Source organism: Pantoea sp. X-Soil-MYKO-1785 (assembly GCF_059730675.1).
In genome coordinates this window covers 3,255,014-3,281,590 of sequence record NZ_AP036000.1, presented here as the reverse complement: position 1 = coordinate 3,281,590, position 26,577 = coordinate 3,255,014, and the positions used below count along the sequence as shown (strand labels likewise).

At 53.4% G+C, this 26,577-nt stretch carries 23 protein-coding genes, 6 tRNA genes, 1 rRNA gene and 1 other annotated feature; of the genes, 23 read left to right on the top strand and 7 right to left on the bottom strand.

Going from position 1 to position 26,577, the window contains the following annotated elements; translation table 11 throughout:
* Positions 1 to 34: 34 nt before the first annotated feature.
* The 11 genes from alaS to luxS all read left to right on the top strand — a co-directional run bounded on the left by alaS (position 35) and on the right by luxS (position 8,013).
* A complete protein-coding gene (gene alaS / locus AC6I8D_RS15550) occupies positions 35 to 2,662 on the top strand; it encodes an alanine--tRNA ligase (protein ID WP_312760587.1) in 2,628 nt (875 codons plus the stop codon).
* Positions 2,663 to 2,912: 250 nt separating this feature from the next.
* Complete coding sequence (gene csrA / locus AC6I8D_RS15545; protein WP_008927091.1) at positions 2,913 to 3,098, top strand: carbon storage regulator CsrA; 186 nt, start codon at positions 2,913 to 2,915, stop codon at positions 3,096 to 3,098.
* A 285-nt stretch (positions 3,099 to 3,383) separates the two neighbouring features.
* A tRNA-Ser gene (locus AC6I8D_RS15540) sits at positions 3,384 to 3,476 on the top strand.
* A gap of 8 nt (positions 3,477 to 3,484) precedes the next feature.
* Positions 3,485 to 3,561 (top strand) — tRNA-Arg (locus AC6I8D_RS15535).
* Positions 3,562 to 3,642: 81 nt separating this feature from the next.
* Positions 3,643 to 3,719: transfer RNA gene (locus tag AC6I8D_RS15530), tRNA-Arg, on the top strand.
* Positions 3,720 to 3,909: 190 nt separating this feature from the next.
* Positions 3,910 to 3,986 (top strand) — tRNA-Arg (locus AC6I8D_RS15525).
* A 192-nt stretch (positions 3,987 to 4,178) separates the two neighbouring features.
* Positions 4,179 to 4,255: transfer RNA gene (locus AC6I8D_RS15520), tRNA-Arg, on the top strand.
* Between the two features lie 461 nt (positions 4,256 to 4,716).
* Positions 4,717 to 5,283 (top strand): fructose-1-phosphate/6-phosphogluconate phosphatase, encoded by a 567-nt coding sequence (yqaB, locus tag AC6I8D_RS15515; RefSeq protein WP_312760589.1) that lies wholly within the window; start codon positions 4,717 to 4,719, stop codon positions 5,281 to 5,283.
* Positions 5,280 to 5,708, top strand: coding sequence for a YqaA family protein (locus tag AC6I8D_RS15510; RefSeq protein WP_312057288.1), 429 nt, complete (start codon positions 5,280 to 5,282; stop codon positions 5,706 to 5,708). Before yqaB ends, AC6I8D_RS15510 begins: the two co-directional genes overlap by 4 nt.
* 31 nt (positions 5,709 to 5,739) lie before the next feature.
* Positions 5,740 to 7,347 carry a glutamate--cysteine ligase gene (gene gshA / locus AC6I8D_RS15505; protein WP_312057286.1) on the top strand — a complete coding sequence of 536 codons (1,608 nt, stop codon included), beginning with the start codon at positions 5,740 to 5,742 and terminating at the stop codon, positions 7,345 to 7,347.
* Positions 7,348 to 7,497: 150 nt separating this feature from the next.
* On the top strand, positions 7,498 to 8,013 hold the full coding sequence (luxS, locus tag AC6I8D_RS15500; RefSeq protein ID WP_312057284.1) for an S-ribosylhomocysteine lyase: 516 nt from the start codon (positions 7,498 to 7,500) through the stop codon (positions 8,011 to 8,013).
* A 54-nt stretch (positions 8,014 to 8,067) separates the two neighbouring features.
* Here the strand turns inward: luxS and AC6I8D_RS15495 are convergent, their stop codons facing one another.
* Together AC6I8D_RS15495 and AC6I8D_RS15490 are read right to left on the bottom strand one after the other, a co-directional pair.
* Positions 8,068 to 9,354 (bottom strand): HlyC/CorC family transporter, encoded by a 1,287-nt coding sequence (locus tag AC6I8D_RS15495; RefSeq protein ID WP_312057283.1) that lies wholly within the window; start codon positions 9,352 to 9,354, stop codon positions 8,068 to 8,070.
* Between the two features lie 15 nt (positions 9,355 to 9,369).
* Positions 9,370 to 10,170, bottom strand: a complete 801-nt coding sequence (locus AC6I8D_RS15490) for a cytochrome C assembly family protein (RefSeq protein WP_312057281.1) — start codon at positions 10,168 to 10,170, stop codon at positions 9,370 to 9,372.
* A 165-nt stretch (positions 10,171 to 10,335) separates the two neighbouring features.
* Here AC6I8D_RS15490 and ffh point away from each other — a divergent pair, with 165 nt between their 5' ends.
* The 5 genes from ffh (at position 10,336) to rplS (ending at position 13,844) form a co-directional block, all read left to right on the top strand.
* Entirely contained in the window at positions 10,336 to 11,697 is a 1,362-nt protein-coding gene (gene ffh / locus AC6I8D_RS15485) for a signal recognition particle protein (protein WP_312057280.1), read from the top strand.
* A gap of 141 nt (positions 11,698 to 11,838) precedes the next feature.
* Positions 11,839 to 12,087 carry a 30S ribosomal protein S16 gene (gene rpsP / locus AC6I8D_RS15480; protein WP_003849041.1) on the top strand — a complete coding sequence of 83 codons (249 nt, stop codon included), beginning with the start codon at positions 11,839 to 11,841 and terminating at the stop codon, positions 12,085 to 12,087.
* 18 nt (positions 12,088 to 12,105) lie between these two features.
* The gene (gene rimM, locus AC6I8D_RS15475; RefSeq protein ID WP_046289605.1) at positions 12,106 to 12,654 is read left to right on the top strand and encodes a ribosome maturation factor RimM; all 549 of its coding nucleotides are present in this window, start codon (positions 12,106 to 12,108) and stop codon (positions 12,652 to 12,654) included.
* A 35-nt stretch (positions 12,655 to 12,689) separates the two neighbouring features.
* On the top strand, positions 12,690 to 13,454 hold the full coding sequence (gene trmD, locus AC6I8D_RS15470) for a tRNA (guanosine(37)-N1)-methyltransferase TrmD (protein WP_031374777.1): 765 nt from the start codon (positions 12,690 to 12,692) through the stop codon (positions 13,452 to 13,454).
* 42 nt (positions 13,455 to 13,496) lie between these two features.
* The gene (gene rplS / locus AC6I8D_RS15465; protein WP_031374778.1) at positions 13,497 to 13,844 is read left to right on the top strand and encodes a 50S ribosomal protein L19; all 348 of its coding nucleotides are present in this window, start codon (positions 13,497 to 13,499) and stop codon (positions 13,842 to 13,844) included.
* Between the two features lie 73 nt (positions 13,845 to 13,917).
* Here the strand turns inward: rplS and AC6I8D_RS15460 are convergent, their stop codons facing one another.
* Positions 13,918 to 14,478 carry a GNAT family N-acetyltransferase gene (locus tag AC6I8D_RS15460; RefSeq protein WP_497820433.1) on the bottom strand — a complete coding sequence of 187 codons (561 nt, stop codon included), beginning with the start codon at positions 14,476 to 14,478 and terminating at the stop codon, positions 13,918 to 13,920.
* Between the two features lie 289 nt (positions 14,479 to 14,767).
* Between AC6I8D_RS15460 and AC6I8D_RS15455 the strand changes: the two genes are divergently transcribed.
* Both AC6I8D_RS15455 and tyrA read left to right on the top strand, forming a co-directional pair.
* On the top strand, positions 14,768 to 15,847 hold the full coding sequence (locus AC6I8D_RS15455) for a 3-deoxy-7-phosphoheptulonate synthase (RefSeq protein WP_031374780.1): 1,080 nt from the start codon (positions 14,768 to 14,770) through the stop codon (positions 15,845 to 15,847).
* 5 nt (positions 15,848 to 15,852) lie between these two features.
* Positions 15,853 to 16,974, top strand: a complete 1,122-nt coding sequence (gene tyrA, locus AC6I8D_RS15450) for a bifunctional chorismate mutase/prephenate dehydrogenase (RefSeq protein ID WP_312057277.1) — start codon at positions 15,853 to 15,855, stop codon at positions 16,972 to 16,974.
* 33 nt (positions 16,975 to 17,007) lie between these two features.
* Here the strand turns inward: tyrA and pheA are convergent, their stop codons facing one another.
* The 4 genes from pheA to bamD all read right to left on the bottom strand — a co-directional run bounded on the left by pheA (position 17,008) and on the right by bamD (position 19,758).
* Complete coding sequence (pheA, locus tag AC6I8D_RS15445; protein ID WP_312760597.1) at positions 17,008 to 18,171, bottom strand: bifunctional chorismate mutase/prephenate dehydratase; 1,164 nt, start codon at positions 18,169 to 18,171, stop codon at positions 17,008 to 17,010.
* 22 nt (positions 18,172 to 18,193) lie between these two features.
* Positions 18,194 to 18,318: a sequence feature (Phe leader region), on the bottom strand.
* Positions 18,270 to 18,317, bottom strand: coding sequence for a pheA operon leader peptide PheL (gene pheL / locus AC6I8D_RS15440; RefSeq protein WP_193387678.1), 48 nt, complete (start codon positions 18,315 to 18,317; stop codon positions 18,270 to 18,272). Its footprint overlaps the feature before it by 48 nt.
* Positions 18,319 to 18,411: 93 nt before the next feature.
* Entirely contained in the window at positions 18,412 to 18,747 is a 336-nt protein-coding gene (gene raiA / locus AC6I8D_RS15435) for a ribosome-associated translation inhibitor RaiA (protein WP_312057274.1), read from the bottom strand.
* A gap of 279 nt (positions 18,748 to 19,026) precedes the next feature.
* Positions 19,027 to 19,758: an outer membrane protein assembly factor BamD gene (bamD, locus tag AC6I8D_RS15430; RefSeq protein ID WP_312057272.1), complete on the bottom strand. Its 732-nt coding sequence runs from the start codon at positions 19,756 to 19,758 to the stop codon at positions 19,027 to 19,029.
* A gap of 130 nt (positions 19,759 to 19,888) precedes the next feature.
* Here bamD and rluD point away from each other — a divergent pair, with 130 nt between their 5' ends.
* The 5 genes from rluD to AC6I8D_RS15405 all read left to right on the top strand — a co-directional run bounded on the left by rluD (position 19,889) and on the right by AC6I8D_RS15405 (position 26,458).
* On the top strand, positions 19,889 to 20,866 hold the full coding sequence (gene rluD, locus AC6I8D_RS15425; protein WP_312057270.1) for a 23S rRNA pseudouridine(1911/1915/1917) synthase RluD: 978 nt from the start codon (positions 19,889 to 19,891) through the stop codon (positions 20,864 to 20,866).
* Entirely contained in the window at positions 20,866 to 21,594 is a 729-nt protein-coding gene (gene yfiH / locus AC6I8D_RS15420) for a purine nucleoside phosphorylase YfiH (RefSeq protein WP_497820432.1), read from the top strand. Before rluD ends, yfiH begins: the two co-directional genes overlap by 1 nt.
* Before the next feature lie 113 nt (positions 21,595 to 21,707).
* A complete protein-coding gene (clpB, locus tag AC6I8D_RS15415; RefSeq protein ID WP_176035899.1) occupies positions 21,708 to 24,293 on the top strand; it encodes an ATP-dependent chaperone ClpB in 2,586 nt (861 codons plus the stop codon).
* A gap of 473 nt (positions 24,294 to 24,766) precedes the next feature.
* A 16S ribosomal RNA gene (locus AC6I8D_RS15410) occupies positions 24,767 to 26,308 on the top strand.
* A 73-nt stretch (positions 26,309 to 26,381) separates the two neighbouring features.
* Positions 26,382 to 26,458 (top strand) — tRNA-Ile (locus tag AC6I8D_RS15405).
* The last annotated feature ends 119 nt before the right edge of the window (positions 26,459 to 26,577 follow it).

Sequence of the window (26,577 nt, the reverse complement as noted above, 5' to 3'; positions counted from 1 at the left end):
ATGGAACGTTCGTTAGCGTGATTCCAGGATATATATGAGCAAGAGCACTGCTGAGATCCGTCAAGCGTTTCTCGACTTTTTTCATAGCAAGGGACATCAGGTTGTAACCAGCAGCTCCCTCGTACCGAATAACGATCCGACGTTGCTGTTTACCAACGCCGGAATGAACCAGTTCAAAGATGTGTTCCTCGGCCAGGACAAGCGTGATTACTCGCGTGCGACCACGTCACAGCGCTGCGTGCGTGCCGGTGGCAAACACAACGATCTTGAAAATGTTGGCTACACCGCGCGTCACCACACTTTCTTTGAAATGCTGGGTAATTTCAGCTTTGGTGACTACTTCAAGAAAGAGGCAATCGCTTTTGCCTGGGAACTGTTGACGAGCGAGCAGTGGTTCGGCCTGCCAAAAGAGCGTCTGTGGGTCACGGTATATGAAACCGATGATGAGGCTTATGCCATCTGGGCCAACGAGATTGGCGTGCCGCACGAGCGCATTATCCGCATCGGTGACAATAAAGGCGGTGCTTACGCGTCAGATAACTTCTGGCAGATGGGCGACACCGGTCCTTGTGGTCCCTGCAGCGAAATTTTCTACGATCACGGCGATCACATCTGGGGTGGACCGCCAGGCAGCCCGGAAGAGGATGGCGACCGCTACATTGAGATCTGGAACATCGTCTTCATGCAGTTCAATCGTCAGGCGGATGGCACCATGCTGCCGCTGCCGAAACCGTCGGTTGATACCGGCATGGGCCTTGAGCGCATTACTGCCGTACTGCAACACGTCAACTCTAACTATGAAATCGACCTGTTCCAGAAACTGATCCAGGCGGTAGCGCAGGTGACCGGAGCCACCGATCTGAGCAACAAATCACTGCGCGTGATTGCCGATCATATCCGCTCCTGTGCCTTCCTGATTGCCGATGGCGTGATCCCGTCGAATGAGAACCGCGGATACGTGCTGCGACGCATCATTCGTCGTGCCGTACGTCATGGCAACATGCTGGGCGCAAAAGACGCATTCTTCTATAAGCTGGTCGCGCCGCTGGTTGAGGTGATGGGTTCGGCCGGTGAAGAGTTACAGCGTCAGCAGGCTCAGGTTGAGCAGGTGCTGAAAAGCGAAGAAGAGCAATTCGCGAAGACCCTGGAGCGCGGCTTAGCGCTGCTGGACGAAGAGCTGGCGAAACTGCAGGGCGATACGCTGGATGGCGAAACGGTGTTCCGTCTGTACGATACCTTTGGCTTCCCGGCTGACCTGACGGCTGATGTCTGCCGCGAGCGCAATCTGAAGATCGACGAAGCGGGCTTCGAGCAGGCGATGGAGCAACAGCGCCAGCGCGCCCGTGAAGCGAGTGGCTTCGGAGCGGATTACAGCAACGTTATTCGTATCGATGCGGCGTCCTCGTTCAAAGGCTACGATCAGCTGGATTTAGCCGCGACGGTGAAAGCACTGTACGTGGCGGGCGAGTCGGTGAATGAAGTCACCCCAGGCCAGGAAGCGGTTGTGGTGCTGGATGAAACGCCATTTTATGGCGAATCGGGCGGTCAGGTCGGTGATACCGGCGTGCTGACAGGGAAGAATGCTGAATTTAGCGTTCAGGACACACAAAAATATGGTCAGGCAATTGGTCATATCGGTAAGCTGACGGCAGGGCAGTTACGTATCGGCGATCGCCTTGAAGCAAAAGTTGATGCGGCACGCCGGGCGCGTATCCGTCTTAACCACTCTGCAACCCACTTATTGCATGCCGCACTGCGTCAGGTATTAGGTGAGCATGTCGCGCAGAAAGGGTCTCTGGTTAACGACAAATACCTGCGTTTCGACTTCTCACATTTCGAAGCGATGAAACCTCAGGAGATTCGCCAGGTCGAAGATATTGTCAACGCGCAGATTCGCCGCAACTTGCCGGTTGAAACCGACGTGATGGATCTCGAGGCGGCGAAATCTAAAGGCGCTATGGCGCTGTTTGGCGAGAAATATGATCAGCGCGTGCGCGTTCTGACCATGGGTGATTTCTCGGTTGAGCTGTGCGGCGGCACGCACGCGGCGCGCACCGGTGACATCGGCCTGTTCCGTATTCAGTCTGAATCGGGCACTGCGGCGGGTATTCGTCGTATTGAAGCGATTACCGGCGAAGGTGCGCTGGCGCAGGTCAATGCCCAAAGCAGCCAGCTGCACGATCTGGCGCAGCTGGTGAAAGCCAACAGCAGTAACCTGAATGAAAAAGTACGCGGTCTGGTGGATCACGTACGGTCGCTGGAGAAAGAGTTGCAGCAACTGCGCGATCAGCAAGCGGCGCAGGAGAGTGCTTCTCTGAGCAGCAATGCTATCGACGTGAAAGGCGTGAAGCTGCTGGTCAGTGAGCTGACTAACGTTGAGCCGAAAATGTTGCGTACCATGGTGGATGACCTGAAAAACCAGCTGGGTTCGGCCATCATTGTGTTAGCGACGGTTGCGGAAGGTAAAGTGTCGTTAATTGCTGGCGTGACCAAAGATCTGACTGACCGGGTTAAAGCCGGTGAGCTGATTGCCGGTCTGGCGCAGCAGGTCGGCGGCAAGGGCGGTGGACGTCCGGATATGGCGCAGGCTGGCGGAACCGATGCGGCGGCCCTGAAAGGCGCGTTAGCAGGGGTTGAGGACTGGGTCAGCAGCCGTCTGTAAGTGAATTAAAACAAGGCATCGTATAAAGCGTCAGAACGGTTGTTCCGGCGCTTTTTCATACAGTGTCAGAGTAGCAAATGACAAAGTCAGGTTGATGTAGTGTATTTCGGCTAAACTAACTATCAGCAGAATGTATTAGCGCATCGATGTGCATTGGTGTATTTGTCATACTCATTGTGCAGCGTTAAATGATGGATAATGCCGGGAGCCTGTACAAGCCCGACTCTTTTAATCTTTCAAGGAGCAAAGAATGCTTATTCTAACTCGTCGAGTTGGTGAAACCCTCATGATCGGTGATGAGGTGACTGTAACGGTGCTGGGTGTTAAAGGTAACCAGGTTCGCATCGGGGTTAACGCTCCGAAAGAAGTGTCTGTGCATCGCGAAGAGATCTATCAACGCATCCAGGCTGAAAAAACGCAACAAACCAGCGTTTAACGGATTCAGCGTCTCGCACCTGTGCGAGGCGCTACCGCTTTATCGACCGATTCCCCCCTTTTTCTTTTGTTCCCCTTATTCCCTTTTTTGTTAACTGCATCATCTTTCATTGTTGATAATTCACTCTTTTTGCCGTCATTTTGTTCCAATTGACTGTCATTTGTTCAATCAAACAAACCTTCGGAAAAATTGTTTGACTTATAAGTGCGGGAAAGTAATATGTGCGCCACGCAGTGCCGATGAGCGGAAACAAAGTTCAGCGGCGCAGTTCGGAAGAACGCGTAAGGTGAGGTGGCCGAGAGGCTGAAGGCGCTCCCCTGCTAAGGGAGTATACGGTCAAAAGCTGTATCGAGGGTTCGAATCCCTCCCTCACCGCCATTTCCGATGCATCCATAGCTCAGCTGGATAGAGTACTCGGCTACGAACCGAGCGGTCGGAGGTTCGAATCCTCCTGGATGCACCATCGGAATAAAAACAAAGTGAACTAGCAATTCCTTTCATGGTGAGTAGTTAGCACCCTGCGTTGTACAAGAATTAAACTAATGCATCCATAGCTCAGCTGGATAGAGTACTCGGCTACGAACCGAGCGGTCGGAGGTTCGAATCCTCCTGGATGCACCATATCTTCGGGTATGGAAAGTGCCTCAGTGTGTCATAGCGTGAAAATCGTCAGACTGCACTAAGGAGGATAACGTTGCTTCAGCAACGGCCCGCAGGGCGAAGCGAAAGCTGAGTAATCCTCCTGGATGCACCATTCTTCGTATCATTCCCAGGTTGATTTCTGAAAGTCCATAAAAAGTAATTCTCCAATGCATCCATAGCTCAGCTGGATAGAGTACTCGGCTACGAACCGAGCGGTCGGAGGTTCGAATCCTCCTGGATGCACCATATTTTCGAATATGGAGAAGTGCCTCGGTGTGTCATAACGTGAAAGCGTTCCGACAGCACTTACGAGGATAACGTTGTCTCAGCAACGGCCCGCAGGGCAACGCGTAAGCTGAGAGATTATCCGCGATGCACTCTTCATTTTGCTGTTTTGCCGGTTAGCAACCTGCTCCGTAACTCCCCCAGATTTTCAATGCATCCATAGCTCAGCTGGATAGAGTACTCGGCTACGAACCGAGCGGTCGGAGGTTCGAATCCTCCTGGATGCACCATTTCTTTCGATATCAAAAACCCCCTCAGTGTGTCATAGCGTTCTCATCGTTCAGGCTGTACTAACGAGCATAACGTTGCTTCAGCAACGGCCTGCACGAATTCATCCTGCTAAACGTACCCTCTGCATTTCTCATCCTGCTGCTCCCGTTTGATCTCAACCTCAATCACATTATCGAGCCGACTGACACGCTGTCTGACCTGATTCTCTCTACAGGCTGTTAATGCTTAAACCTGCTTTTCTGTTGCGGGCGTTTCATTGATGCCAGCCGGGTCCGATTTAACCTCGGTGGTCAAAAAATGCTGCAATTTCGTACGTTTATTGCCGGTCGCAGACGATCACCTTTATCTGAAAAGAAAAATTGCTAATGCTTTCAAAGCATTTGCTGTTCATCCCCCCTGGCGACAACCTGTGCACATTAGGCTAAAGTAATGGCTCATTTGTTGGAGGTCCGGAGTGACTATGTACGATCAATACGACGCCCTGATTTTCGATATGGACGGCACCATTCTGGATACTGAGCCGACACATCGAAAAGCGTGGCGTCAGGTACTGGCGCGTTATGGAATGACGCTGGATGAAGCGCGAATTGTCGGCTTTAACGGTGCTCCAACCTGGCGACTGGCGCAGTTCATCATTGAAACGAATCAGTCGTCTCACGATCCTCATCGTCTTGCCGCCGAAAAAACCGCTGCGGTGAAAGCCATGCTGCTGGAAAATGTTCAGCCGCTTCCTCTGATGGAGGTGGTGAAGGCTTATCATGGCCGTCGTCCGATGGCGGTTGGCACCGGCAGTGAACACAGCATGGCGGATGCGTTACTGACGCAGCTGGGCGTGCGTGAGCTGTTCTCCGCCGTGGTTGGCGCTGACGACGTACAGCGGCATAAACCTGAACCTGACACTTTCTTACGCTGCGCCGAACTGATGGGCGTGGCGCCAGAGCGCTGTGTGGTTTTCGAAGATGCAGATTTTGGCGTTCAGGCGGCGAAAGCGGCAGGAATGGATGTGGTGGACGTGCGCTTACTGTGAGTGAGTTGCTCGCCTATGCCTCATTGTTCGGCAGCAGTTTTTTAAGTGCGACGCTCCTGCCAGGAAGCTCTGAAGCACTGCTGATAGCACTATTGATTGCAAAAAAGACGTCAGTTTATGGGTTGCTTTTGGCCGCATCACTGGGAAACACCTTGGGCGGCTTAACCAACATTTTTCTTGGTCGCTTGCTGCCGTTAAAACGTCAGGGGCGATGGCATGACACAGCAATAACGTGGTTGCACCGACTAGGACCTGCAGCGCTGTTATTAAGTTGGTTGCCGGTGATAGGTGATCTGCTCTGCGTGCTTGCAGGCTGGTTACGCTTCGCCTGGTTACCGGCGATGTTGTTTCTCGCTGTCGGTAAAACGCTGCGTTATATCGTTATCGCGACCGCCACTTTACAGGGAATGCAATGGTGGCATTGATTCGCACAGATTCGAGGCTACGGTTAACATTATGCTGAACAAAAATAAATTATTCTCACAGCGGGAGGTTAATGTGATCCCGGACGTATCTAAAGCGCTCTCCTGGCTGGAAGCGCATCCTGATGCCCTCAAGGGTATCGGCCGTGGCATCGAACGTGAAACGTTGCGCGTGCAGGCAGACGGTAAGCTGGCGGAAAGTGGCCACCCCGAATCACTGGGCTCGGCGCTGAAGCACGACTGGATTACTACCGACTTTGCCGAAACGCTGCTGGAGTTCATTACGCCGGTGGATCACAGCATCGATCACATGCTGGCCTTCCTGCGTGACATCCATCGTCACGTCGCCCGTGAACTCGGCGAAGAGCGTATGTGGCCCTTTAGCATGCCGTGCGAGATTGACGATGCGAACAAGATTGAACTGGCGCAGTACGGAAAATCGAATATTGGCCAGATGAAAACGCTGTACCGTCAGGGGCTGAAAAACCGCTACGGCGCGCTGATGCAGACTATTTCAGGCATTCACTACAACTTCTCGCTGCCGCTCTCTTTCTGGCAGGAATGGGCTGATGTGAAAGATAAGGAAAGCGGGAAAGAGACCATCTCTGCCGGCTATCTGCGATTGATCCGTAACTATTATCGTTTTGGCTGGGTGATCCCGTATCTGTTCGGGGCGTCGCCTGCCATCAGTTCCAGCTTCCTGCAGGGGCGCGAGAGCGCGCTGCCGTTCGAAACCAACGATAAAGATACCCTGTGGCTGCCGTATGCCACCTCGCTGCGTCTGAGCGATTTGGGCTATACCAACAAATCTCAGAGCGCGCTGGGCATTACCTTCAATTCACTGGAAGGCTATGTCACTGCGCTGAAGAAAGCGATCAAGACGCCGTCGGAAGAGTATGCTGAGATGGGCACCAAAGATGCCGATGGCAACTGGCTGCAGCTCAACACCAACGTGCTGCAGATTGAAAATGAACTCTATGCACCTATCCGGCCGAAGCGCGTAACGCGCTCGGGTGAAGCGCCTTCTGACGCGCTGCTGCGTGGCGGAATTGAGTACATCGAAGTACGCTCGCTGGATATTAATCCCTTCTCGGCGATTGGTGTGGACGAAAACCAGGTGCGCTTCCTCGACCTGTTCCTGATTTGGTGTACGCTGGCTGACGCACCGGAGATGAGTGCGGATGAACTGCAGTGTACCCGTAAAAACTGGAACCGGGTGGTGCTGGAAGGGCGTAAACCGGATCAGAAAATTGCGGTCGGCTGTGGCGAGGCGGAGCATTCGCTGGTTGAAGTCGGTAAGACACTGTTTGCCGATCTGCGTCGGGTGGCGGAAGTTTTAGACAGCAACAACCAGGGCAGCACGCAATATCAACAAGTTTGCGATCAACTGGTGGCATCGTTTGACGATCCTGAGCTAACCTATTCGGCGCGTATCCTTCAGGCGATGAAGGACAATGGTGTCACCGGTACCGGCGTGGCGTTGGCGGAACAGTATCGCCATCTGCTGTGTGAAGAGCAGCTGGAAGTATTAACCGAAGATGATTTCAGCCGTCAGGCGAAGGAATCTGTAGCGGCACAACAGGCGCTGGAAGCCGATGACAAGCTGGATTTTGAAGCTTATCTGGCGAGCCGGGAAGGGTAGAAAAGAAAAAGGCCACATCAATGTGGCCAAATTAACATCTCTGTTGTCAGGGATGATGATAACAAATGCGCGTCTTTCATATATTCAGACGTTGGGCGAACAGAAAAGTTTCATCGTTTTAAAAAAAATTCTTAAAACAGGAGGTGACGTATGCCACTACTGGACAGTTTTACCGTTGATCACACTATCATGGGCGCACCCGCCGTACGCGTTGCGAAAACCATGAAGACTCCGCATGGCGATACGATTACCGTTTTTGACCTGCGTTTTTGCCGCCCGAACATTGATATCCTCACTGAGCGTGGCATTCATACGCTGGAGCACCTGTTTGCCGGTTTCATGCGTAACCACCTGAACGGTGACGGCGTTGAAATCGTTGATATCTCGCCAATGGGTTGCCGTACTGGTTTCTACATGAGCCTGATTGGTACGCCAGACGAGCAGCGCGTAGCAAAAGCGTGGAAAGGGGCGATGGAAGACGTTCTGAAAGTTAAAGATCAGAACCAGATCCCTGAGCTGAACGAATACCAGTGCGGCAGCTACAAGCTGCACTCGCTGGAAGAAGCGCAGCAGATCGCCCGCAACGTGCTGGCGCATGATATCGGTGTTAACCGCAACGAAGATCTGAAACTGCCTGCTGAGAAGCTGAAAGAACTGCACATCTAGTCAGGACTTATCAGCTAAAAAAAACGCCGCATCATCGCGGCGTTTTTTTATGGCTTAAGAGCCGATGGATTTCTTTAACGGCGTGGTCGGTGTGATGCGGACCTGCTTAATCATGTTGTCCTGCACATCAAGAATGTCGATATTGTACTGACTGATTTGCACCCGGGTTTTCACCTCAGGAATCTCCTCCAGCGCTTCCAGCAGCATGCCATTGATGGTGCGGGCTTCCTGCTCCGGCAGATGCCAGTTAAACGCCTTGTTGATTTCACGCACGTTGGCGCTGCCTTCAACCAGCACTGAGCCGTCATTCTGCGGCATCACTTCTTCAGCCAGCGAGGGCGACATCGAGGTGGTGAAATCGCCGACGATCTCTTCCAGGATATCCTCTATCGTCACCAGTCCTTTGATATCGCCATACTCATCGACCACCAGTCCGGCTTTCTTCTTATTGCGCTGAAACTTCACCAGTTGGGTGTTGAGCGGCGTGCCTTCCGGGATGTAATAGATCTCATCGGCAGCGCGCAGCAGCGTCTCTTTGGTGAACTCTTTTTTCTCGGTCATCATGCGCCAGGCTTCACGCACCCGCAGCATGCCGACGCAGTCATCCAGCGAATCGCGGAACAGCACGATGCGGCCGTGTGGCGAATGACTTAACTGGCGCACTACCGACTTCCAGTCATCGTTGATGTTGATGCCGACAATCTCATTACGCGGCACCATGATGTCATCCACATTGACCTTTTCGAGATCGAGGACGGACAACAGCATGTCCTGATTGCGGCGTGATATCAGGTTACGCGATTCGTAAACGATGGTACGCAGCTCTTCTTTGCTTAGCGCCGAGTTGATTGAACCGTCAGTGCGAATACCTACCATCCGCATCAGCAGTCGGGTAATGGTGTTCAGTAACCAGACCAGCGGCAACATGATGTACTGCAACGGAGCCAGCAGAAAACTACTGGGATAGGCGACTTTTTCCGGGTAGAGCGCCGCCACGGTTTTCGGTAATACTTCGGCAAACACCAGCACCACGAAGGTCAGAACACCGGTGGCGATGGCGACACCGGCATCACCGTAGAGGCGCATCCCGACGATGGTACCGAGGGCGGAAGCAAGAATGTTGACCAGGTTATTGCCGATCAGCACCAGGCTAATCAGGCGGTCGGGGCGACGCAGCAATTTTTCGACGCGACGGGCAGCGCGGTGACCATTTTTAGCCTGATGGCGCAGCTTGTAGCGATTGAGAGTCATCATGCCGGTTTCAGAGCCGGAAAAATAAGCCGAAACCAGCACCATGATGATCAGCGTAACAATCAGCGTGGTGGTTGAAACATGTTCCAACGCAAAACTTCCTTTTTAACGAGAGGCAGGGATAAGCAGGTGCTGTAGGATGCGACTGCCAAAGTAGGCCATGGTTAATAACAATGCGCCGCTGCAGTTAAACCACACCACACGACGTCCACGCCAACCTTCATGATAGTGCCCCCACAGCAAAACGATATAGACAAACCAGGCGATGATGGAGAGCACCGCTTTATCGACGTTTTCCGCGCTGAACAGATCCTGCATGTAAAACAGGCCGGTACACAGCACCAGCGTCAGCAATACTACGCCGACCTGGGTGATGTGAAACATTTTGCGTTCAATCGTCAGCAGCGGCGGCATATCCTGGGTAAAGGTCAGTCGCTTGTTTTTCAGCTGATAATCGATCCACGCCAGCTGCAGCGCATACAGCGCCGCGATGATCAGCGTCGCGTAGGCAAACAGCGAGAGGCCGATATGAATCATCATGCCGGGCGTGGTTTCCAGGTGGGTGATAAACGCATTGGGCACAAAAGTGGCAAAGGCGAGGTTAATCAGCGCGAAGCTATAAACAATCGGCAGCAGTAACCAGCCACGGTTGCGGGACGCCACAATGGTCATGATGGCACAGATCAACAGACTGACCAGCGAGCCGATATTGAGCAGGCTTAAGTTCTGCCCACTGTCGACGGCAAAAATCCGTTGCTGCAAGGCCACCGCGTGAGTAATCAACGCGACGCAGGCAGAGAGCATCGCCATTCGCCGCCAGCCGCCGTTACGTTTCAACAGGCTGGGAATGATCAGTGCAAGACTAAGGGAGTAGGCGAACAGCGCCACTATCGCGAAAACGAACATAGATCCTTTCGGGTATCAGTCAGATAAGGAAAACGGCAGTATAGCGCCAGCCGCAGCTGGCACCAAACGATCTGAGGGTCAATTGCAGAGATCGCTGAGGCTTCGTGTTATAATCCGCCGCATTCTGCCGATCAGGCGCCTCGCGATCTTTTTAAGTGAGAGACCATGTTTGATAATTTAACCGATCGTTTGTCGCAAACCCTGCGCAACATCAGCGGCCGCGGAAGGCTGACTGAAGAGAACATCAAAGAGACCCTGCGTGAAGTTCGCATGGCACTGCTGGAGGCAGACGTTGCGCTGCCGGTGGTGCGTGACTTCATTAATCGCGTGAAAGAGAGCGCGGTTGGGCACGATGTCAACAAAAGCCTGACGCCAGGTCAGGAGTTTATCAAGATCGTCCGTAACGAACTGGTTGCGGCGATGGGCGCAGAAAACAATGCGCTGGATCTGGCTGCGCAGCCGCCAGCCGTGGTGCTGATGGCCGGCCTGCAGGGTGCGGGTAAAACCACCAGCGTCGGTAAGCTGGGTAAGTTCCTGCGTGAGAAGCATAAAAAGAAAGTGTTAGTGGTTTCTGCCGACGTTTATCGTCCGGCGGCAATCAAACAGCTTGAAACGCTGGCGCAGCAGGTGGGCGTGGACTTCTGTCCATCCGATCTGAGCCAGAAGCCGGTCGACATCGTTAACAATGCGCTGCGCGAAGCACGCCTGAAGTTTTACGATGTCCTGCTGGTGGATACCGCGGGTCGTCTGCACGTTGACGAAGCGATGATGGACGAAATCAAGCAGGTTCATGCCGCGATTAATCCGGTAGAAACGCTGTTTGTGGTCGATGCCATGACCGGTCAGGATGCGGCGAATACCGCCAAAGCCTTTAACGAAGCGCTGCCGCTCACCGGGGTTATCCTGACCAAAGTGGATGGTGATGCGCGTGGTGGTGCGGCGCTGTCGATTCGTCATATCACCGGCAAACCGATTAAGTTCATGGGTGTCGGTGAGAAGACCGAGGCACTGGAGCCGTTCTATCCGGAGCGTATCGCTTCGCGTATCCTCGGTATGGGCGATGTGCTGTCGCTGATCGAAGATATCGAAAGCAAGGTTGACCGCGATCAGGCGGAGAAGCTGGCGAAGAAGCTGAAAACCGGTGACGGTTTCGACCTCAATGACTTCCTTGAGCAGCTGAAGCAGATGCGTAACATGGGCGGCATGGCCAGCCTGATGGGCAAACTGCCAGGCATGGGGCAGCTGCCGGATAATGTGAAGTCACAGATGGATGACAAGGTGCTGGTGCGCATGGAAGCGATCATCAACTCGATGACGCGCAAAGAGCGCCAGAAGCCAGAAATCATCAAAGGCTCGCGCAAGCGCCGTATTGCAACCGGCTCCGGTATGCAGGTGCAGGACGTTAACCGCTTACTGAAGCAGTTCGACGACATGCAGCGTATGATGAAGAAAATGAAGAAGGGCGGAATGGCGAAAATGATGCGCGGCATGAAAGGTATGATGCCGCCAGGTTTCCCTGGACGCTAAGTGTTCCACAAAAAAGCCCGAAAGGACGCGGTTTAGGTTGCTTTTTGCGCCAAAATGAGTAAAATTTTCGGGCTTTTTATACAGCACCCGGACCCCGTTCCTCGATGGGGGCCGGGTGTTTTATTAACTGAAGAGGATGTTATGGTAACAATTCGTTTGGCACGTCACGGCGCTAAAAAGCGTCCGTTCTATCAGGTCGTCGTTACTGACAGCCGCAATGCACGCAACGGTCGTTTCATCGAGCGCGTTGGTTTCTTCAACCCGATCGCATCTGGTCAGGCTGAAGGTCTGCGTCTGGACCTGGATCGTATCGAGCACTGGGTTGGCCAGGGCGCAACGCTCTCTGATCGCGTTAACGCGCTGGTCAAAGAAGCTAAGAAAGCAGCTTAATCTGTCACGGTGGTGAGCATGAGCAGACAACTTGCCGCACAGCCTCCCGTTAACCCACTGGTGTTGGGTAAAATGGGAGCCGCCTACGGTATTCGCGGCTGGCTCAAAGTGTTTTCCTCCACTGAAGACGCTGAAAGCATCTTCGACTACCAACCCTGGTTTATCCAGCGCGCCGGTAAATGGCAGCAGATCGAACTGGAGAGTTGGAAGCACCATAATCAGGACCTGATCATCAAAGTCAAAGGCGTTGACGATCGGGATGCGGCGGCTCAGTTAACCAATTGCGAAATTCAGGTTGACTCGACGCAGTTGCCATCGCTGGAAGAGGGTGACTACTACTGGAAAGACCTTATGGGTTGCCAGGTGGTTAACCTCGACGGCTACGAGATGGGCAAAGTCATCGATATGATGGAAACCGGCTCGAACGACGTTCTCGTCGTTAAGGCAAACCTGAAGGATGCGTTCGGTGTGCAGGAGCGGTTAATTCCGTTTCTTGATGAACAGGTTATCAGGAAAGTCGATCTCTCTACTGGCGTCATTGAAGTAGATTGGGATCCTGGTTTTTGATCTCCGAATCGAACGGTAACGTAACGGCGAAGACAATGTGGATTGGTGTAATTAGCCTGTTTCCAGAGATGTTTCGCGCTATTACCGATTACGGGGTAACTGGCCGGGCAGTAAAAAACGGTCTGCTCAGCATTCAAAGCTGGAGTCCTCGTGACTTCACGCACGACCGGCACCGTACCGTAGACGATCGTCCATACGGCGGCGGACCGGGAATGCTGATGATGGTACAACCCTTAAGGGATGCCATCTCCGCAGCGAAAGCAGCGGCAGGTGATGGGGCCAGGGTGATATATCTTTCACCTCAGGGGCGCAAACTGGACCAACAGGGCGTTTGCGAACTGGCGGCACGGGACAAGTTAATTCTGGTCTGTGGCCGTTATGAAGGGATAGATGAGCGCGTAATCCACGCCGAAATTGACGAAGAATGGTCAATCGGTGATTACGTCCTCAGCGGCGGGGAACTGCCAGCGATGACGATGATTGACGCAGTCGCCCGGTTTATTCCCGGCGTACTCGGCAAGCAGGCGTCAGCCGAAGAGGATTCGTTCTCGGAGGGACTGCTGGACTGTCCGCACTATACCCGACCTGAAGTGTTAGACGGTGTGGAGGTTCCGGCAGTATTACTGTCAGGCAACCATGCTGATATTCGCCGTTGGCGCCTGAAGCAGTCGCTAGGCCGTACCTGGCTGAGAAGACCTGAACTTCTGGAAAACCTGGCTCTGACTGAAGAGCAAGCAAGGTTGCTAAGTGAGTTCCAGCGGGAATTTCATCAGCAACAAAACGATGATGTGGAAGAGTGATCTTCCCCGACTATCAGTTTACCCAGGATATGAGATTTAATTATGAGCAACATTATCAAGCAAATTGAACAAGAGCAGATGAAACAGGACGTACCTTCCTTCCGCCCGGGTGATTCCGTGGAAGTGAAAGTATGGGTCGTTGAAGGTTCTAAAAAACGTCTGCAGGCATTCGAGGGCGTGGTTATCGCTATTCGTAACCGCGGTCTGCACTCTGCATTCACTGTTCGCAAAATTTCTAACGGCGAAGGCGTTGAGCGTGTATTCCAGACTCACTCGCCGGTTATTGACAGCATCACTGTCAAACGTCGTGGCGCTGTGCGTAAAGCCAAACTGTACTACCTGCGTGAGCGTACTGGTAAGTCTGCTCGTATTAAAGAGCGTCTTAACTAAGGTATCGCTAACGCGACATCTAAAAGTTAATAGCAAACAAGGGGTTGGCGTGATGCCAGCCCCTTTTTTTATCTTAATGCCCAACCAAAGATGATAATTCGTCGGCATCCGGTCGCGGAAAATGGTAAATCGCCGTATTCACCGCGCCATTTTCCAGCACAATCAGCCCGTAGCGGCAGCCAATAAACTCACCGCCACATTTCTCTGCCACCGCCCGACTGGCCAGATTCTCCTCGGCCGCCAGAATCTCAATGCCGCGCGTCTCAGGCCGTGAGAAGCCCAGCGTCAGCAATGCCATCACGGCCTGGCTGGCGATTCCCTGACGTTGTGCATCGCTGCGTACCCAGTAGCCTAACGCGCTGAAATCGCCGGGATGACGAGCGAACCGGATACCGGCACCCCCGAGCAGGCGATCGTATTGATCAACGATGGCAAATTCCTCTGCCTCCCCCTTAAGTCGTTGCCAGTGGGTGAAGCGGATCCAGCTTTCCGCTTCGTGTGGCTGATAATCCGGGTGTGCCCAGGGCATCCACGGCATCAGGCTTTCCAGCGAAGCGTTAACTGCGTGGGTGAATGTGTCTATGTCGTTGAGGGTAAAAGGGCGCAGGTGAATGTCTGCAGCGGTCTGTGGCATAACACGCTCGGGAGTCGTCAGGTTAATGACTTCATTCTGCCAGCAACGTGCGGGAATACAACACTTCCTTGTGTAAACTAAAGTGTACAAATAAATAACGATGCTAAAAGGAAGATTTGTCTTAATTAACTGATATAAATCGATATTTTTTATTTATGGCGTAACGTCTGATTGTGGTGGTAATAAAAGTGTACGTTTAGAGTTGTATCGTGTATTCGCTGTGATACAGTGTGCTCCATCCTCCATGAGGATCCCATGACCGCATACACGAGCAAAAAGGATCGCCATCATGCAAAAAGACGCGCTGAACAATGTGCATATCGCCGACGAGCAGGTACTTATTACCCCGGAAGAGCTGAAAGCAAAATTTCCGCTGACCGCTGAGCAACAGGCGCAGGTTGCTGCCTCTCGTCAGACTATCTCCGATATCATTGCCGGCCGCGATCCGCGCCTGCTGGTGGTGTGCGGACCTTGTTCAATCCACGATACCGAAGCGGCTCTGGATTATGCTCGTCGTTTGCAAACTCTGTCTGAACAGCTGAAGGATCAGCTGTATCTCGTGATGCGCGTCTACTTTGAAAAACCCCGTACCACCGTCGGCTGGAAAGGGTTGATCAACGATCCTTACATGGATAACTCATTCGATATGGAAGCGGGCCTGCACATTGCCCGTAAGCTGCTAGTGAACCTGGTTGAAATGGGGTTACCGCTGGCGACAGAAGCGCTGGATCCTAATAGCCCGCAGTACCTTGGCGATCTGTTCAGCTGGTCAGCCATCGGGGCGCGTACCACTGAATCGCAGACGCACCGTGAAATGGCCTCTGGTCTGTCGATGCCGGTGGGCTTCAAAAATGGCACCGACGGCAGCCTGGGCACCGCGATTAATGCAATGCGTGCAGCGTCAATGCCGCACCGCTTTGTCGGCATCAATCAGGCGGGGCAGGTTTGCCTGCTGCAGACGCAGGGCAATCCGGATGGACACGTCATTCTGCGCGGCGGCAAAGCGCCTAACTACGGTCCGGAAGATGTTACGCAATGTGAAAAAGAGATGCTCAAGGCGGGACTGCGTCCGGCCTTAATGATAGATTGCAGCCATGGTAACTCTAATAAAGACTACCGTCGTCAGCCTGGCGTAGCGGAATCCGCTATCGCCCAGATCAAAGATGGAAACCGTTCAATTATTGGTTTGATGTTGGAAAGCCATATCAATGAAGGTAACCAGTCTTCTGAGCAGCCTCGCAGTGAAATGAAATATGGCGTCTCTGTCACCGATGCCTGCATCAACTGGGACGTCACTGAAACGTTACTGCGTGAGATGCATCAGGATCTGCAGGGAGTGCTGTCGGCGCGTCTGTCACACGAGGTGTAAGAGCAATGGTGGCTGAACTAAGCGCGTTACGCGATCAAATTGATAGTGTCGATAAGGCGCTGCTTGACCTGCTGGCCAGACGGCTTGAACTGGTCGCCGAGGTGGGCGAAGTCAAGAGCCGTTATGGACTGCCGATTTATGTCCCTGAGCGTGAGGCCTCTATGCTGGCCTCACGCCGTAAAGAAGCGGAAGCGCTCGGTGTCCCGCCGGATCTGATTGAGGATGTGCTGCGTCGGGTGATGCGCGAATCCTATACCAGCGAGAATGACAAAGGCTTCAAAACGTTATGTCCTGAACTGCGGCCAGTGGTGATCGTTGGCGGTAATGGTCAGATGGGGCGGCTGTTTGAGAAAATGCTACGGCTGTCGGGCTATACGGTGAAAACGCTGGATAAAGATGACTGGCCACAGGCGGAGAGTTTACTCAGCGATGCCGGCATGGTGATCATCAGCGTACCGATTCACTTAACCGAACAGGTGATTGCCCAACTGCCGCCGCTGCCAGAAGATTGTATCCTGGTCGATCTGGCGTCGGTGAAGAACCGGCCATTGCAGGCGATGCTGGCTGCTCATAGCGGGCCGGTGCTGGGTCTGCACCCGATGTTTGGCCCGGACAGCGGCAGCCTGGCAAAACAGGTGGTGGTCTGGTGTGACGGTCGTCAGCCCGAAGCCTATCAGTGGTTTCTGGAGCAGATTCAGGTCTGGGGCGCGCGCTTACACCGTATCAGTGCGGTTGAGCACGATCAGAATATGGCATTCATTCAGGCGCTGCGTCACTTCGCAACCTTTGCTTACGGCCTGCACTTAGCGGAAGAGAACGTTAACCTCGATCAGCTGCTGGCGCTGTCGTCACCGATCTACCGGCTGGAGCTGGCAATGGTCGGCCGATTATTTGCCCAAGACCCGCAACTCTACGCTGACATCATCATGTCATCAGAGAGCAACCTGGCGCTGATTAAGCGTTATTACCAGCGCTTCGGCGAGGCGATTGCCTTGCTGGAACAGGGGGATAAGCAGGCATTTATCGCCAGCTTCAATCGGGTCGAACACTGGTTTGGCGATCACGCGAAGCGCTTCCTGGTTGAAAGTCGCAGCTTATTGCGGTCGGCGAACGACAGTCGTCCTTAAACAGAAAGGCATCCCGCGGGATGCCTTTTTTGTCTATTCTCCCGGTTCGACCGGCACCACATTCTCACTGGGATAACAGCCCAGCACCTTCAGTGAACGGGTCATGGTCTGCAGCTCCTGCAGCGCCTGCTGCATTCTTTCCGACTGCAGGTTGCCCTGAACGTCGATATAAAACATCTCTTCCCATGGATTGCCGTTAATCGGCCGCGACTCCAGCTTGCTCATGATCAGATTATGCTGGCGCAGCACCAGTAAGGCATCAACCAGCGCACCCGCCTGCTGACCGGTTGCCATGATCAGCGTCGTTTTGGCCGGAACCTGATCAGAGACGTCGATCGCTTTGCGTGCCAGCACGATAAAGCGCGTATGGTTCTGTTGCTGGTTCGCCAGGTTACGCTCCAGCACCTGCAACTGGTAAAGTTCACCGCCGGCTTCACTGCCCAGCGCCGCCACTTTCGGTGAGTTAAGCGCCGCGACTTTCTCCATCGCTGCCGCGGTGCTTTCGGTATATTCGATTTTCCAGTGCGGGAATCGGTTAATGAACTGGCTACACTGCTGGAATGGCTGAGGATGGCTGTAGACCGTCTCGATCTGCTGCAAGTCAGTAGGGCCATTGACCAGTACGCAGTGGTCAATCGGCAGCGTCATTTCCCCGACGATCGATAAGCTGGTCTGCTGCAGTAAATCGTAAACGTCATTGATTGAACCTGAACTGGTGTTCTCAATCGGCATCACCGCGTAATCTGCGGTGCCGTTCTCTACCTGTTTAATTATGTCATGAAACTTCAGGCAACCGCATTCAACCATATTGTCGAAATGACGGGCGGCATATTTGCGTGCCGCCAGATGCGAGTAAGAGCCTTTGGGGCCGAGAAAGGCGATGCGTGCCGCATGGGCATGAGGATGATTCAGGTTTTTTTGTAATAACGCCTGTTGGGTTAACACCGAATCCTCGATCACCAGCTGAAACAGCCGGGTGATGTAATGCGCATCCAGATTATGCGCTTTGCCCAGCACAATCAGGTTTTCCAGCAGCGCGCGCTCACGTTCGACGTCGCGAATCGGGCGGTGGGTGGCCAGTTTGGCCTGCGCAACTTCCACTGCCAGCAGGCGGCGTTCGGCTAAAAGCGTCAGGAGTTTTTGATCAACTGCGCTGATTTTATCGCGTAGCGCCAGCAGTGGATTGTCGGGATTCATAAGGCTCACCTGTAAGCTGTCCAATAAAAAAGCCTCCCGGTTGGGAGGCTTTGTTGTTCGTCTTCGCTTTCGTTTTCACACGACGAATGGCCTCCCGTTCAGGGGAAGGTAAAAAAGAAAGCGAAGAAAAACAGGTCATGTTTCATAGGTATGTCCGGAAAAAGTCTGTTCTGAGAGTAACCGTACTGATTTAAAGCTGTCAATAAAAAACGCGCCCGCAGGCGCGTTAACCGAATCAGGTCAGGATTGTTCGTCCGCAGGGATAATGTCTTTCACGCTGGCACTGGCGCGGCGCGCTTCAGATTTATGCTGTACTTTATTCAGCTGGCGCTCGAGCTTGGCGATCAGATCGTTGATAGCGGTGTACATATCGTCGTGTTTGGCACTGGCCACCAGCGTCCCGTTAGGCGTATTGATGGTGGCATCGGCCACAAATTCTTTGGGTTCTTTAGACAGGACAATATGGGGATTAATCAGGTCGGTTTGCCATTTTTCAAGCTTGGCGAGACGGTCTTCAACATGGTTGCGGATAGCCGCAGTGATTTCCATTTGTTTGCTGGTAATGTTCAGGATCATCAGTCTTACCTCTCTGTCATTTCCGTCTTGGTAGGTCCAGCATAGCGCGATAAAGGGTTAATTGCGTGATTTTGATCACGAAAAAATGTCACTTTTTGTCAAGCCATACAATTTGTGAGAAAGGCAGAGAATGTGGCCGAAAAGCCTTGAAGCGAAGCGATTCTCGCGGCATCCTTGATGAGTTAACCTGCCAGCAAAATTGTGCGACTGGTTACGCAATAAGCAAAAAAAAAGCAGCCCATTCAGGCTGCTTTTTTATGGCCGATAATCAACAGACCATCAGTTACTGTTCGCTGCAATGATTTTCGCTACTTTATCTGCTTCAGCGTTCAGCTGCAGATTGCGGTAAGCGTTTTCCATCAACGGCAGCGCATCATGAGTTGCCTGCGTATCCGGATAATCGCGCATCATGCCTTCTACCCGATTAACAACCGCGACATAAGCCTCACGCTTAGTATAGAATTGCGCCACTGAAAGCTCATATTTAGCCAGGCGATCTTTCAGGTAGACCAGACGTTTCTGAGCATCAGCCGCATACTGGCTGTTCGGGTAACCGCGCAGCAGCTGAGAGAAGTCGCGGAAAGCATCACGAGCGTGCGTCGGATCGCGGTCAGACCGATCGATACCAAAGAAGCCCTGCAGCGCCGAATCATCCAGCGCCATGTCCGTCAGACCTTTCATGTAGATGACATAGTCAATGTTCGGATGCGTCGGGTTCAGACGCATAAAGCGAGCGATAGCAGCCTGCGCCAGGGGCAGATCGGCATTTTTATAGTACGCGTAGATTAAATCCAGCTGAACCTGCTGCGAATAAGGACCGAACGGATAACGATTATCCAGCGCTTCCAGTTGCTTAATCGCGGCTTTAAAGTTACCGTCCTGCAGCTTTTGCTGCGCTGTAGCATAAATTTCAGAAGGCGGGCTGTCCGGTACCGCGTCATTTGAGCCGGAACAACCAACAAGTGCCAGGCTCAGTGTGGCAGCAGCCACCAGATGTTTCATACGCGTCATGACGAAGTGATTATCCTCAAAATGTTATGGCGGAAGCTGTCCGTATAGCTCCCGGTAATGACCAGGTACGATAGCACATTATATTAAACGGCATCGCCGTGAAAACCCAACGTTAACGAAGAAGCTGTATATGGCACAACAAGTTCAACTCACCGCAACGGTATCCGAATCACAACTCGGACAACGCTTAGATCAATCTTTGGCGGAATTGTTCCCTGATTATTCACGTTCTCGCATAAAAGAATGGATCCTCGATCGTCGCGTCACAGTCAATGGCGTAACGGTTGATACACCGAAAGAAAAAGTGTTGGGCGGCGAGCTGGTCGCCATTAACGCTGAGATCGAAGAAGAGCAGCGCTGGGAACCGCAAGCTCTGCCGCTCGACATTGTTTATGAAGATGAAGACATTATTGTCATCAACAAGCCGCGTGATTTCGTGGTGCACCCTGGCGCCGGCAATCCCGATGGCACGGTGTTAAACGCCTTACTTCATCACTATCCGGCGATTATGGATGTGCCGCGTGCCGGCATCGTTCACCGTCTGGATAAAGACACCACCGGTTTGATGGTGGTCGCGAAGACCGTACCGGCGCAGACGCACCTGGTGGAATCGCTGCAGATGCGCGAAATCACCCGTGAATATGAAGCGGTCGCGATTGGCAACATGACTGCAGGTGGCACCGTTGATGAGCCTATCAGCCGTCACTCGACCAAACGCACCCACATGGCAGTCCATCCGATGGGTAAGCCAGCGGTGACGCATTACCGCATCATGGAGCATTTCCGCGCGCATACCCGTTTGCGTCTGCGTCTGGAAACCGGTCGTACTCACCAGATTCGTGTGCATATGTCGCACATCAACCATCCGCTGGTGGGCGATCCACTTTACGGTGGTCGTCCTCGTCCGCCAAAAGGGGCATCGGATGCGTTCATTGCCACCCTGCGCGGTTTCGATCGTCAGGCACTGCACGCCACCATGCTGCGTCTGTATCACCCGATCAGCGGTATCGAGATGGAGTTCCACGCCGCGATTCCGCAGGATATGGTCGATCTGATCGCAGCGCTGAAAGCCGATACTGAGGCTTTCAAGGACCAGATGGACTGGTGATGCAGATGATTATTCCTCAATGGCCGGCACCGGCGCGGGTCCGGGCTTGCTCGACGCAGCGCCAGGGCGGCGTCAGCCTGTCGCCCTGGGATGCACTCAATCTCGGCGGTCACGTGGGGGATAAGCCAGAGCACGTTGCACAGAACCGGCAGTTACTGGTTGAACAGGCGGGGTTGCCGGCGATGCCACAGTGGCTGGATCAGGTGCATGCCACTGATGTGGCGCGTCTGTCCTCGGGCGGCACGGTGCCGCTGCGGGCTGATGCCTGCATCACCGCCGAAGCAGGCGTGGTGTGCGCGATCATGACCGCTGACTGTTTGCCGGTGCTGTTCTGTTCGGCGGATGGCACCGAGGTCGCTGCGGCGCATGCGGGCTGGCGGGGATTGTGTGCCGGCGTGCTGGAAAATACTCTGGCGCAGTTCCGTGCGGCGCCGCACCAGGTTCATGCGTGGCTGGGACCAGCGATTGGTCCTGATGCGTTTGAAGTAGGGGCCGAAGTTCGTCAGGCGTTTATCGCACAGGACCCTCGCGCTGCTGCGGCATTTCGTCCAGTGGGTGAGAAGTTTTATGCCGATATCTGGCAGCTGGCGCGCTTACGTCTGCAGGCCGCTGGCGTGCAATCCATCAGTGTTGACAGCCGTTGTACCTTTACCGACGGTGACGATTTCTTCTCGTTCCGCCGCGATGGAATCACCGGGCGTATGGCAACTTTAATCTGGCTGTTATAACCTTACGCCATAAGACGGTCCAGTTAGCGTATTTTTTACTCAAATCTCAGGTCATTAACCTTGAAATTTTGAGGGATGACCTCATTTAATCTCCAGTAGCATTTTGACCTGTAATGGGAGGAATTATGCGTCTGGATCGTCTTACTAACAAATTCCAACTGGCTCTCGCCGACGCGCAGTCCCTGGCTCTGGGACACGACAACCAATTCATTGAACCTCTGCACCTGATGAGCGCACTGCTTAAACAGGAAGGCGGATCGGTTTCACCTTTATTGACGTCAGCAGGTATCGACGTTGCCTCATTGCGCACTCAGGTTGAGCAGGCTATCGATCGTCTGCCACAGGTGGAAGGCAGTGAAGGGGACGTACAACCCTCATCTGACCTGGTTCGGGTATTGAACCTGTGTGACAAACTGGCGCAGAAGCGCAACGACAACTTTATATCATCTGAATTATTTGTTCTGGCGGCCCTCGATTCACGGGGTTCACTGGCCGATCTGCTGAAAGCGGCAGGGGCAACCAGTGAAAAACTCACCAAGGCTATTGAACAAATGCGTGGAGGGGACAGCGTGAACGATCAGGGGGCTGAAGATCAGCGCCAGGCATTAAAGAAATACACCATCGATCTGACCGAGCGTGCTGAGAAGGGCAAGCTTGACCCGGTGATTGGCCGTGACGAAGAGATCCGTCGCACCATTCAGGTTCTGCAGCGCCGGACCAAAAACAACCCGGTACTGATTGGTGAACCCGGTGTCGGTAAAACTGCCATCGTTGAAGGGCTGGCGCAGCGGATTATCAACGGTGAGGTGCCTGAAGGCCTGAAAGGGCGGCGGGTACTGGCGCTGGATATGGGTGCGCTGGTGGCCGGTGCCAAATATCGTGGTGAGTTTGAAGAGCGTCTGAAAGGCGTGCTGAATGACCTGTCCAAACAGGAAGGCAACGTCATTCTGTTTATTGACGAGCTGCATACCATGGTGGGTGCCGGTAAAGCGGACGGCGCGATGGATGCGGGCAACATGCTCAAACCGGCGCTGGCCCGCGGTGAACTGCACTGCGTCGGCGCGACTACGCTCGACGAATATCGTCAGTACATTGAAAAAGATGCTGCGCTGGAACGACGTTTCCAGAAAGTCTATGTGGCTGAGCCCACAGTGGAAGACACCATCGCCATTCTGCGTGGGCTGAAAGAGCGTTATGAACTGCATCACCATGTGCAGATTACTGACCCGGCCATTGTGGCGGCCGCGACCTTGTCGCATCGCTATATTGCCGATCGTCAGTTGCCGGACAAAGCGATTGACCTGATCGATGAGGCCGCTTCCAGCATTCGTATGCAGATTGACTCGAAGCCGGAAGCGCTTGATCGGCTGGAACGCCGGATTATTCAGCTCAAGCTGGAGCAGCAGGCGCTGAAAAAAGAGGCGGACGACGCCAGCATTAAGCGTCTTGAAATGCTGGAAAGCGAACTCGACCAGAAAGAGCGCGAATACGCCGAGCTGGAAGATGAGTGGAAGGCGGAAAAAGCGTCTCTGTCCGGTACGCAGAACATTAAAGCCGAGCTGGAACAGGCGCGTCTGAATTTAGAGCAGGCACGTCGCCTTGGCGATCTCGCCCGGATGTCTGAGTTGCAGTACGGTAAAATTCCGGCGCTGGAAAAACAGCTGGCCGCAGCCACTCAGGCAGAAGGCAAAACCATGAAGTTACTGCGCAACCGCGTAACCGACGTGGAGATTGCCGATGTGCTGGCGCGCTGGACCGGTATTCCGGTGGCACGCATGATGGAAGGTGAGCGCGATAAACTGCTGCGTATGGAGCAGGATCTGCATGGCCGGGTGATCGGACAGGATGAAGCGGTAGAGGCGGTATCGAATGCGATTCGTCGTAGCCGTGCGGGCTTGTCAGATCCTAACCGTCCAATCGGTTCGTTCCTGTTCCTGGGGCCAACCGGTGTCGGTAAGACCGAGCTGTGTAAGTCGCTGGCTAACTTCCTGTTCGACAGTGATGACGCGATGGTGCGTATCGATATGTCCGAGTTTATGGAGAAACACTCGGTGTCGCGGCTGGTGGGTGCGCCTCCGGGATATGTCGGCTATGAAGAGGGCGGTTATCTGACCGAAGCCGTTCGCCGTCGTCCTTATTCTGTGATTCTGCTGGATGAGGTAGAGAAAGCGCATCCGGATGTTTTCAACATCCTGTTGCAGGTGCTGGATGATGGCCGCCTGACGGATGGTCAGGGACGCACGGTCGATTTCCGCAACACCGTGGTAATCATGACCTCTAACCTCGGATCGGATTTGATTCAGGAACGGTTTGGCGATCTGAACTACGCCGAGATGAAAGAGATTGTCATGGGCGTGGTCGGACATCATTTCCGTCCAGAGTTCGTTAACCGTATAGATGAAGTGGTGGTGTTCCATCCGCTGGCGGAGAAACACATCGCATCGATTGCCCAGATCCAGCTGCAGCGGTTGTACAAACGTCTGGAAGAGCGCGGCTATCAGCTGCATATCTCTGACGCGGCGATCAAGCTGCTGGGTGAGAACGGTTATGATCCGGTCTATGGCGCGCGGCCGTTGAAACGTGCGATACAGCAACAGATTGAGAACCCGCTGGCACAGCAGATTCTCTCGGGTACGCTGGTCCCCGGAAAAACTATCGAAATGGATGTGGAAAACGACGTTATCACCGCGCATCAATAAGGCAGCATGAAGAAAAACGGGCCTCTGGCCCGTTTTTCTTGTCTTTCAGCGGCTGTTTTGCTGGTTTTTTCGCCATGATGCACACAAAGTGAACGTTCAGTTAAAAAGTTTAAATTTGCACTTGTCAGCCTCCGGAAACTCCCTATAATGCGCCTCCACTGACACGGAACACCGGCTTACGGAGAGACGGGTCAGCAGGCACAGGAGACTGCGCCGCCGGAGAAAAGCTTCTGAAAAAGAAGTTGACTCTGAGGGAGGAAAGCGTAATATACGCCTCCTCGCGACAGACGGTTAACCCGCTGTTCGCGCTGCTCTTTAACAATTTATCAGACAATCTGTGTGGGCACTCGCAGGATTGATATCAGCGTCTCCGGACGTAAAAAATATCAAGTCTCACGAGTGAACACATAATGAAATTCATTATGACGTTTTACAGATGAGCACCGCTTAACTTGTTTAAGCAAATCAAACTTAAATTGAAGAGTTTGATCATGGCTCAGATTGAACGCTGGCGGCAGGCCTAACACATGCAAGTCGGACGGTAGCACAGAGGAGCTTGCTCCTTGGGTGACGAGTGGCGGACGGGTGAGTAATGTCTGGGGATCTGCCCGATAGAGGGGGATAACCACTGGAAACGGTGGCTAATACCGCATAACGTCGCAAGACCAAAGAGGGGGACCTTCGGGCCTCTCACTATCGGATGAACCCAGATGGGATTAGCTAGTAGGCGGGGTAATGGCCCACCTAGGCGACGATCCCTAGCTGGTCTGAGAGGATGACCAGCCACACTGGAACTGAGACACGGTCCAGACTCCTACGGGAGGCAGCAGTGGGGAATATTGCACAATGGGCGCAAGCCTGATGCAGCCATGCCGCGTGTATGAAGAAGGCCTTCGGGTTGTAAAGTACTTTCAGCGGGGAGGAAGGCGATGTGGTTAATAACCGCGTCGATTGACGTTACCCGCAGAAGAAGCACCGGCTAACTCCGTGCCAGCAGCCGCGGTAATACGGAGGGTGCAAGCGTTAATCGGAATTACTGGGCGTAAAGCGCACGCAGGCGGTCTGTTAAGTCAGATGTGAAATCCCCGGGCTTAACCTGGGAACTGCATTTGAAACTGGCAGGCTTGAGTCTCGTAGAGGGGGGTAGAATTCCAGGTGTAGCGGTGAAATGCGTAGAGATCTGGAGGAATACCGGTGGCGAAGGCGGCCCCCTGGACGAAGACTGACGCTCAGGTGCGAAAGCGTGGGGAGCAAACAGGATTAGATACCCTGGTAGTCCACGCCGTAAACGATGTCGACTTGGAGGTTGTTCCCTTGAGGAGTGGCTTCCGGAGCTAACGCGTTAAGTCGACCGCCTGGGGAGTACGGCCGCAAGGTTAAAACTCAAATGAATTGACGGGGGCCCGCACAAGCGGTGGAGCATGTGGTTTAATTCGATGCAACGCGAAGAACCTTACCTACTCTTGACATCCAGCGAACTTGGCAGAGATGCCTTGGTGCCTTCGGGAACGCTGAGACAGGTGCTGCATGGCTGTCGTCAGCTCGTGTTGTGAAATGTTGGGTTAAGTCCCGCAACGAGCGCAACCCTTATCCTTTGTTGCCAGCGATTCGGTCGGGAACTCAAAGGAGACTGCCGGTGATAAACCGGAGGAAGGTGGGGATGACGTCAAGTCATCATGGCCCTTACGAGTAGGGCTACACACGTGCTACAATGGCGCATACAAAGAGAAGCGACCTCGCGAGAGCAAGCGGACCTCACAAAGTGCGTCGTAGTCCGGATCGGAGTCTGCAACTCGACTCCGTGAAGTCGGAATCGCTAGTAATCGTGGATCAGAATGCCACGGTGAATACGTTCCCGGGCCTTGTACACACCGCCCGTCACACCATGGGAGTGGGTTGCAAAAGAAGTAGGTAGCTTAACCTTCGGGAGGGCGCTTACCACTTTGTGATTCATGACTGGGGTGAAGTCGTAACAAGGTAACCGTAGGGGAACCTGCGGTTGGATCACCTCCTTACCTGAAGATACCTTCCCGCGAAGTGTCCACACAGATTGTCTGATAAAAAGTAACGAGCAGAAAAAACCTCTACAGGCTTGTAGCTCAGGTGGTTAGAGCGCACCCCTGATAAGGGTGAGGTCGGTGGTTCAAGTCCACTCAGGCCTACCAAATTTCTTCTCATGCTGCGTTATGCGCGCGGTCGTTTACCCGAGTAAACGTCCCTTACGCATGCCTTGCCTGAAAAGAAATTGCATCCTTAACGCAAGGATGTTTACTCGGTTGAGTGG

Bases quoted from the DNA above. Each gene is read 5' to 3' on its own strand.
- alaS (WP_312760587.1), top strand. From the start codon at position 35: ATGAGCAAGAGCACTGCTGAGATCCGTCAAGCGTTTCTCGACTTTTTT.
- csrA (WP_008927091.1), top strand. From the start codon at position 2,913: ATGCTTATTCTAACTCGTCGAGTTGGTGAAACCCTCATGATCGGTGAT.
- yqaB (WP_312760589.1), top strand. From the start codon at position 4,717: ATGTACGATCAATACGACGCCCTGATTTTCGATATGGACGGCACCATT.
- gshA (WP_312057286.1), top strand. From the start codon at position 5,740: ATGCTGAACAAAAATAAATTATTCTCACAGCGGGAGGTTAATGTGATC.
- luxS (WP_312057284.1), top strand. From the start codon at position 7,498: ATGCCACTACTGGACAGTTTTACCGTTGATCACACTATCATGGGCGCA.
- AC6I8D_RS15490 (WP_312057281.1), bottom strand. From the start codon at position 10,170: ATGTTCGTTTTCGCGATAGTGGCGCTGTTCGCCTACTCCCTTAGTCTT.
- ffh (WP_312057280.1), top strand. From the start codon at position 10,336: ATGTTTGATAATTTAACCGATCGTTTGTCGCAAACCCTGCGCAACATC.
- rpsP (WP_003849041.1), top strand. From the start codon at position 11,839: ATGGTAACAATTCGTTTGGCACGTCACGGCGCTAAAAAGCGTCCGTTC.
- rimM (WP_046289605.1), top strand. From the start codon at position 12,106: ATGAGCAGACAACTTGCCGCACAGCCTCCCGTTAACCCACTGGTGTTG.
- trmD (WP_031374777.1), top strand. From the start codon at position 12,690: ATGTGGATTGGTGTAATTAGCCTGTTTCCAGAGATGTTTCGCGCTATT.
- rplS (WP_031374778.1), top strand. From the start codon at position 13,497: ATGAGCAACATTATCAAGCAAATTGAACAAGAGCAGATGAAACAGGAC.
- AC6I8D_RS15460 (WP_497820433.1), bottom strand. From the start codon at position 14,478: ATGCCACAGACCGCTGCAGACATTCACCTGCGCCCTTTTACCCTCAAC.
- AC6I8D_RS15455 (WP_031374780.1), top strand. From the start codon at position 14,768: ATGCAAAAAGACGCGCTGAACAATGTGCATATCGCCGACGAGCAGGTA.
- tyrA (WP_312057277.1), top strand. From the start codon at position 15,853: ATGGTGGCTGAACTAAGCGCGTTACGCGATCAAATTGATAGTGTCGAT.
- pheA (WP_312760597.1), bottom strand. From the start codon at position 18,171: ATGAATCCCGACAATCCACTGCTGGCGCTACGCGATAAAATCAGCGCA.
- raiA (WP_312057274.1), bottom strand. From the start codon at position 18,747: ATGATCCTGAACATTACCAGCAAACAAATGGAAATCACTGCGGCTATC.
- bamD (WP_312057272.1), bottom strand. From the start codon at position 19,758: ATGACGCGTATGAAACATCTGGTGGCTGCTGCCACACTGAGCCTGGCA.
- rluD (WP_312057270.1), top strand. From the start codon at position 19,889: ATGGCACAACAAGTTCAACTCACCGCAACGGTATCCGAATCACAACTC.
- yfiH (WP_497820432.1), top strand. From the start codon at position 20,866: ATGCAGATGATTATTCCTCAATGGCCGGCACCGGCGCGGGTCCGGGCT.
- clpB (WP_176035899.1), top strand. From the start codon at position 21,708: ATGGGAGGAATTATGCGTCTGGATCGTCTTACTAACAAATTCCAACTG.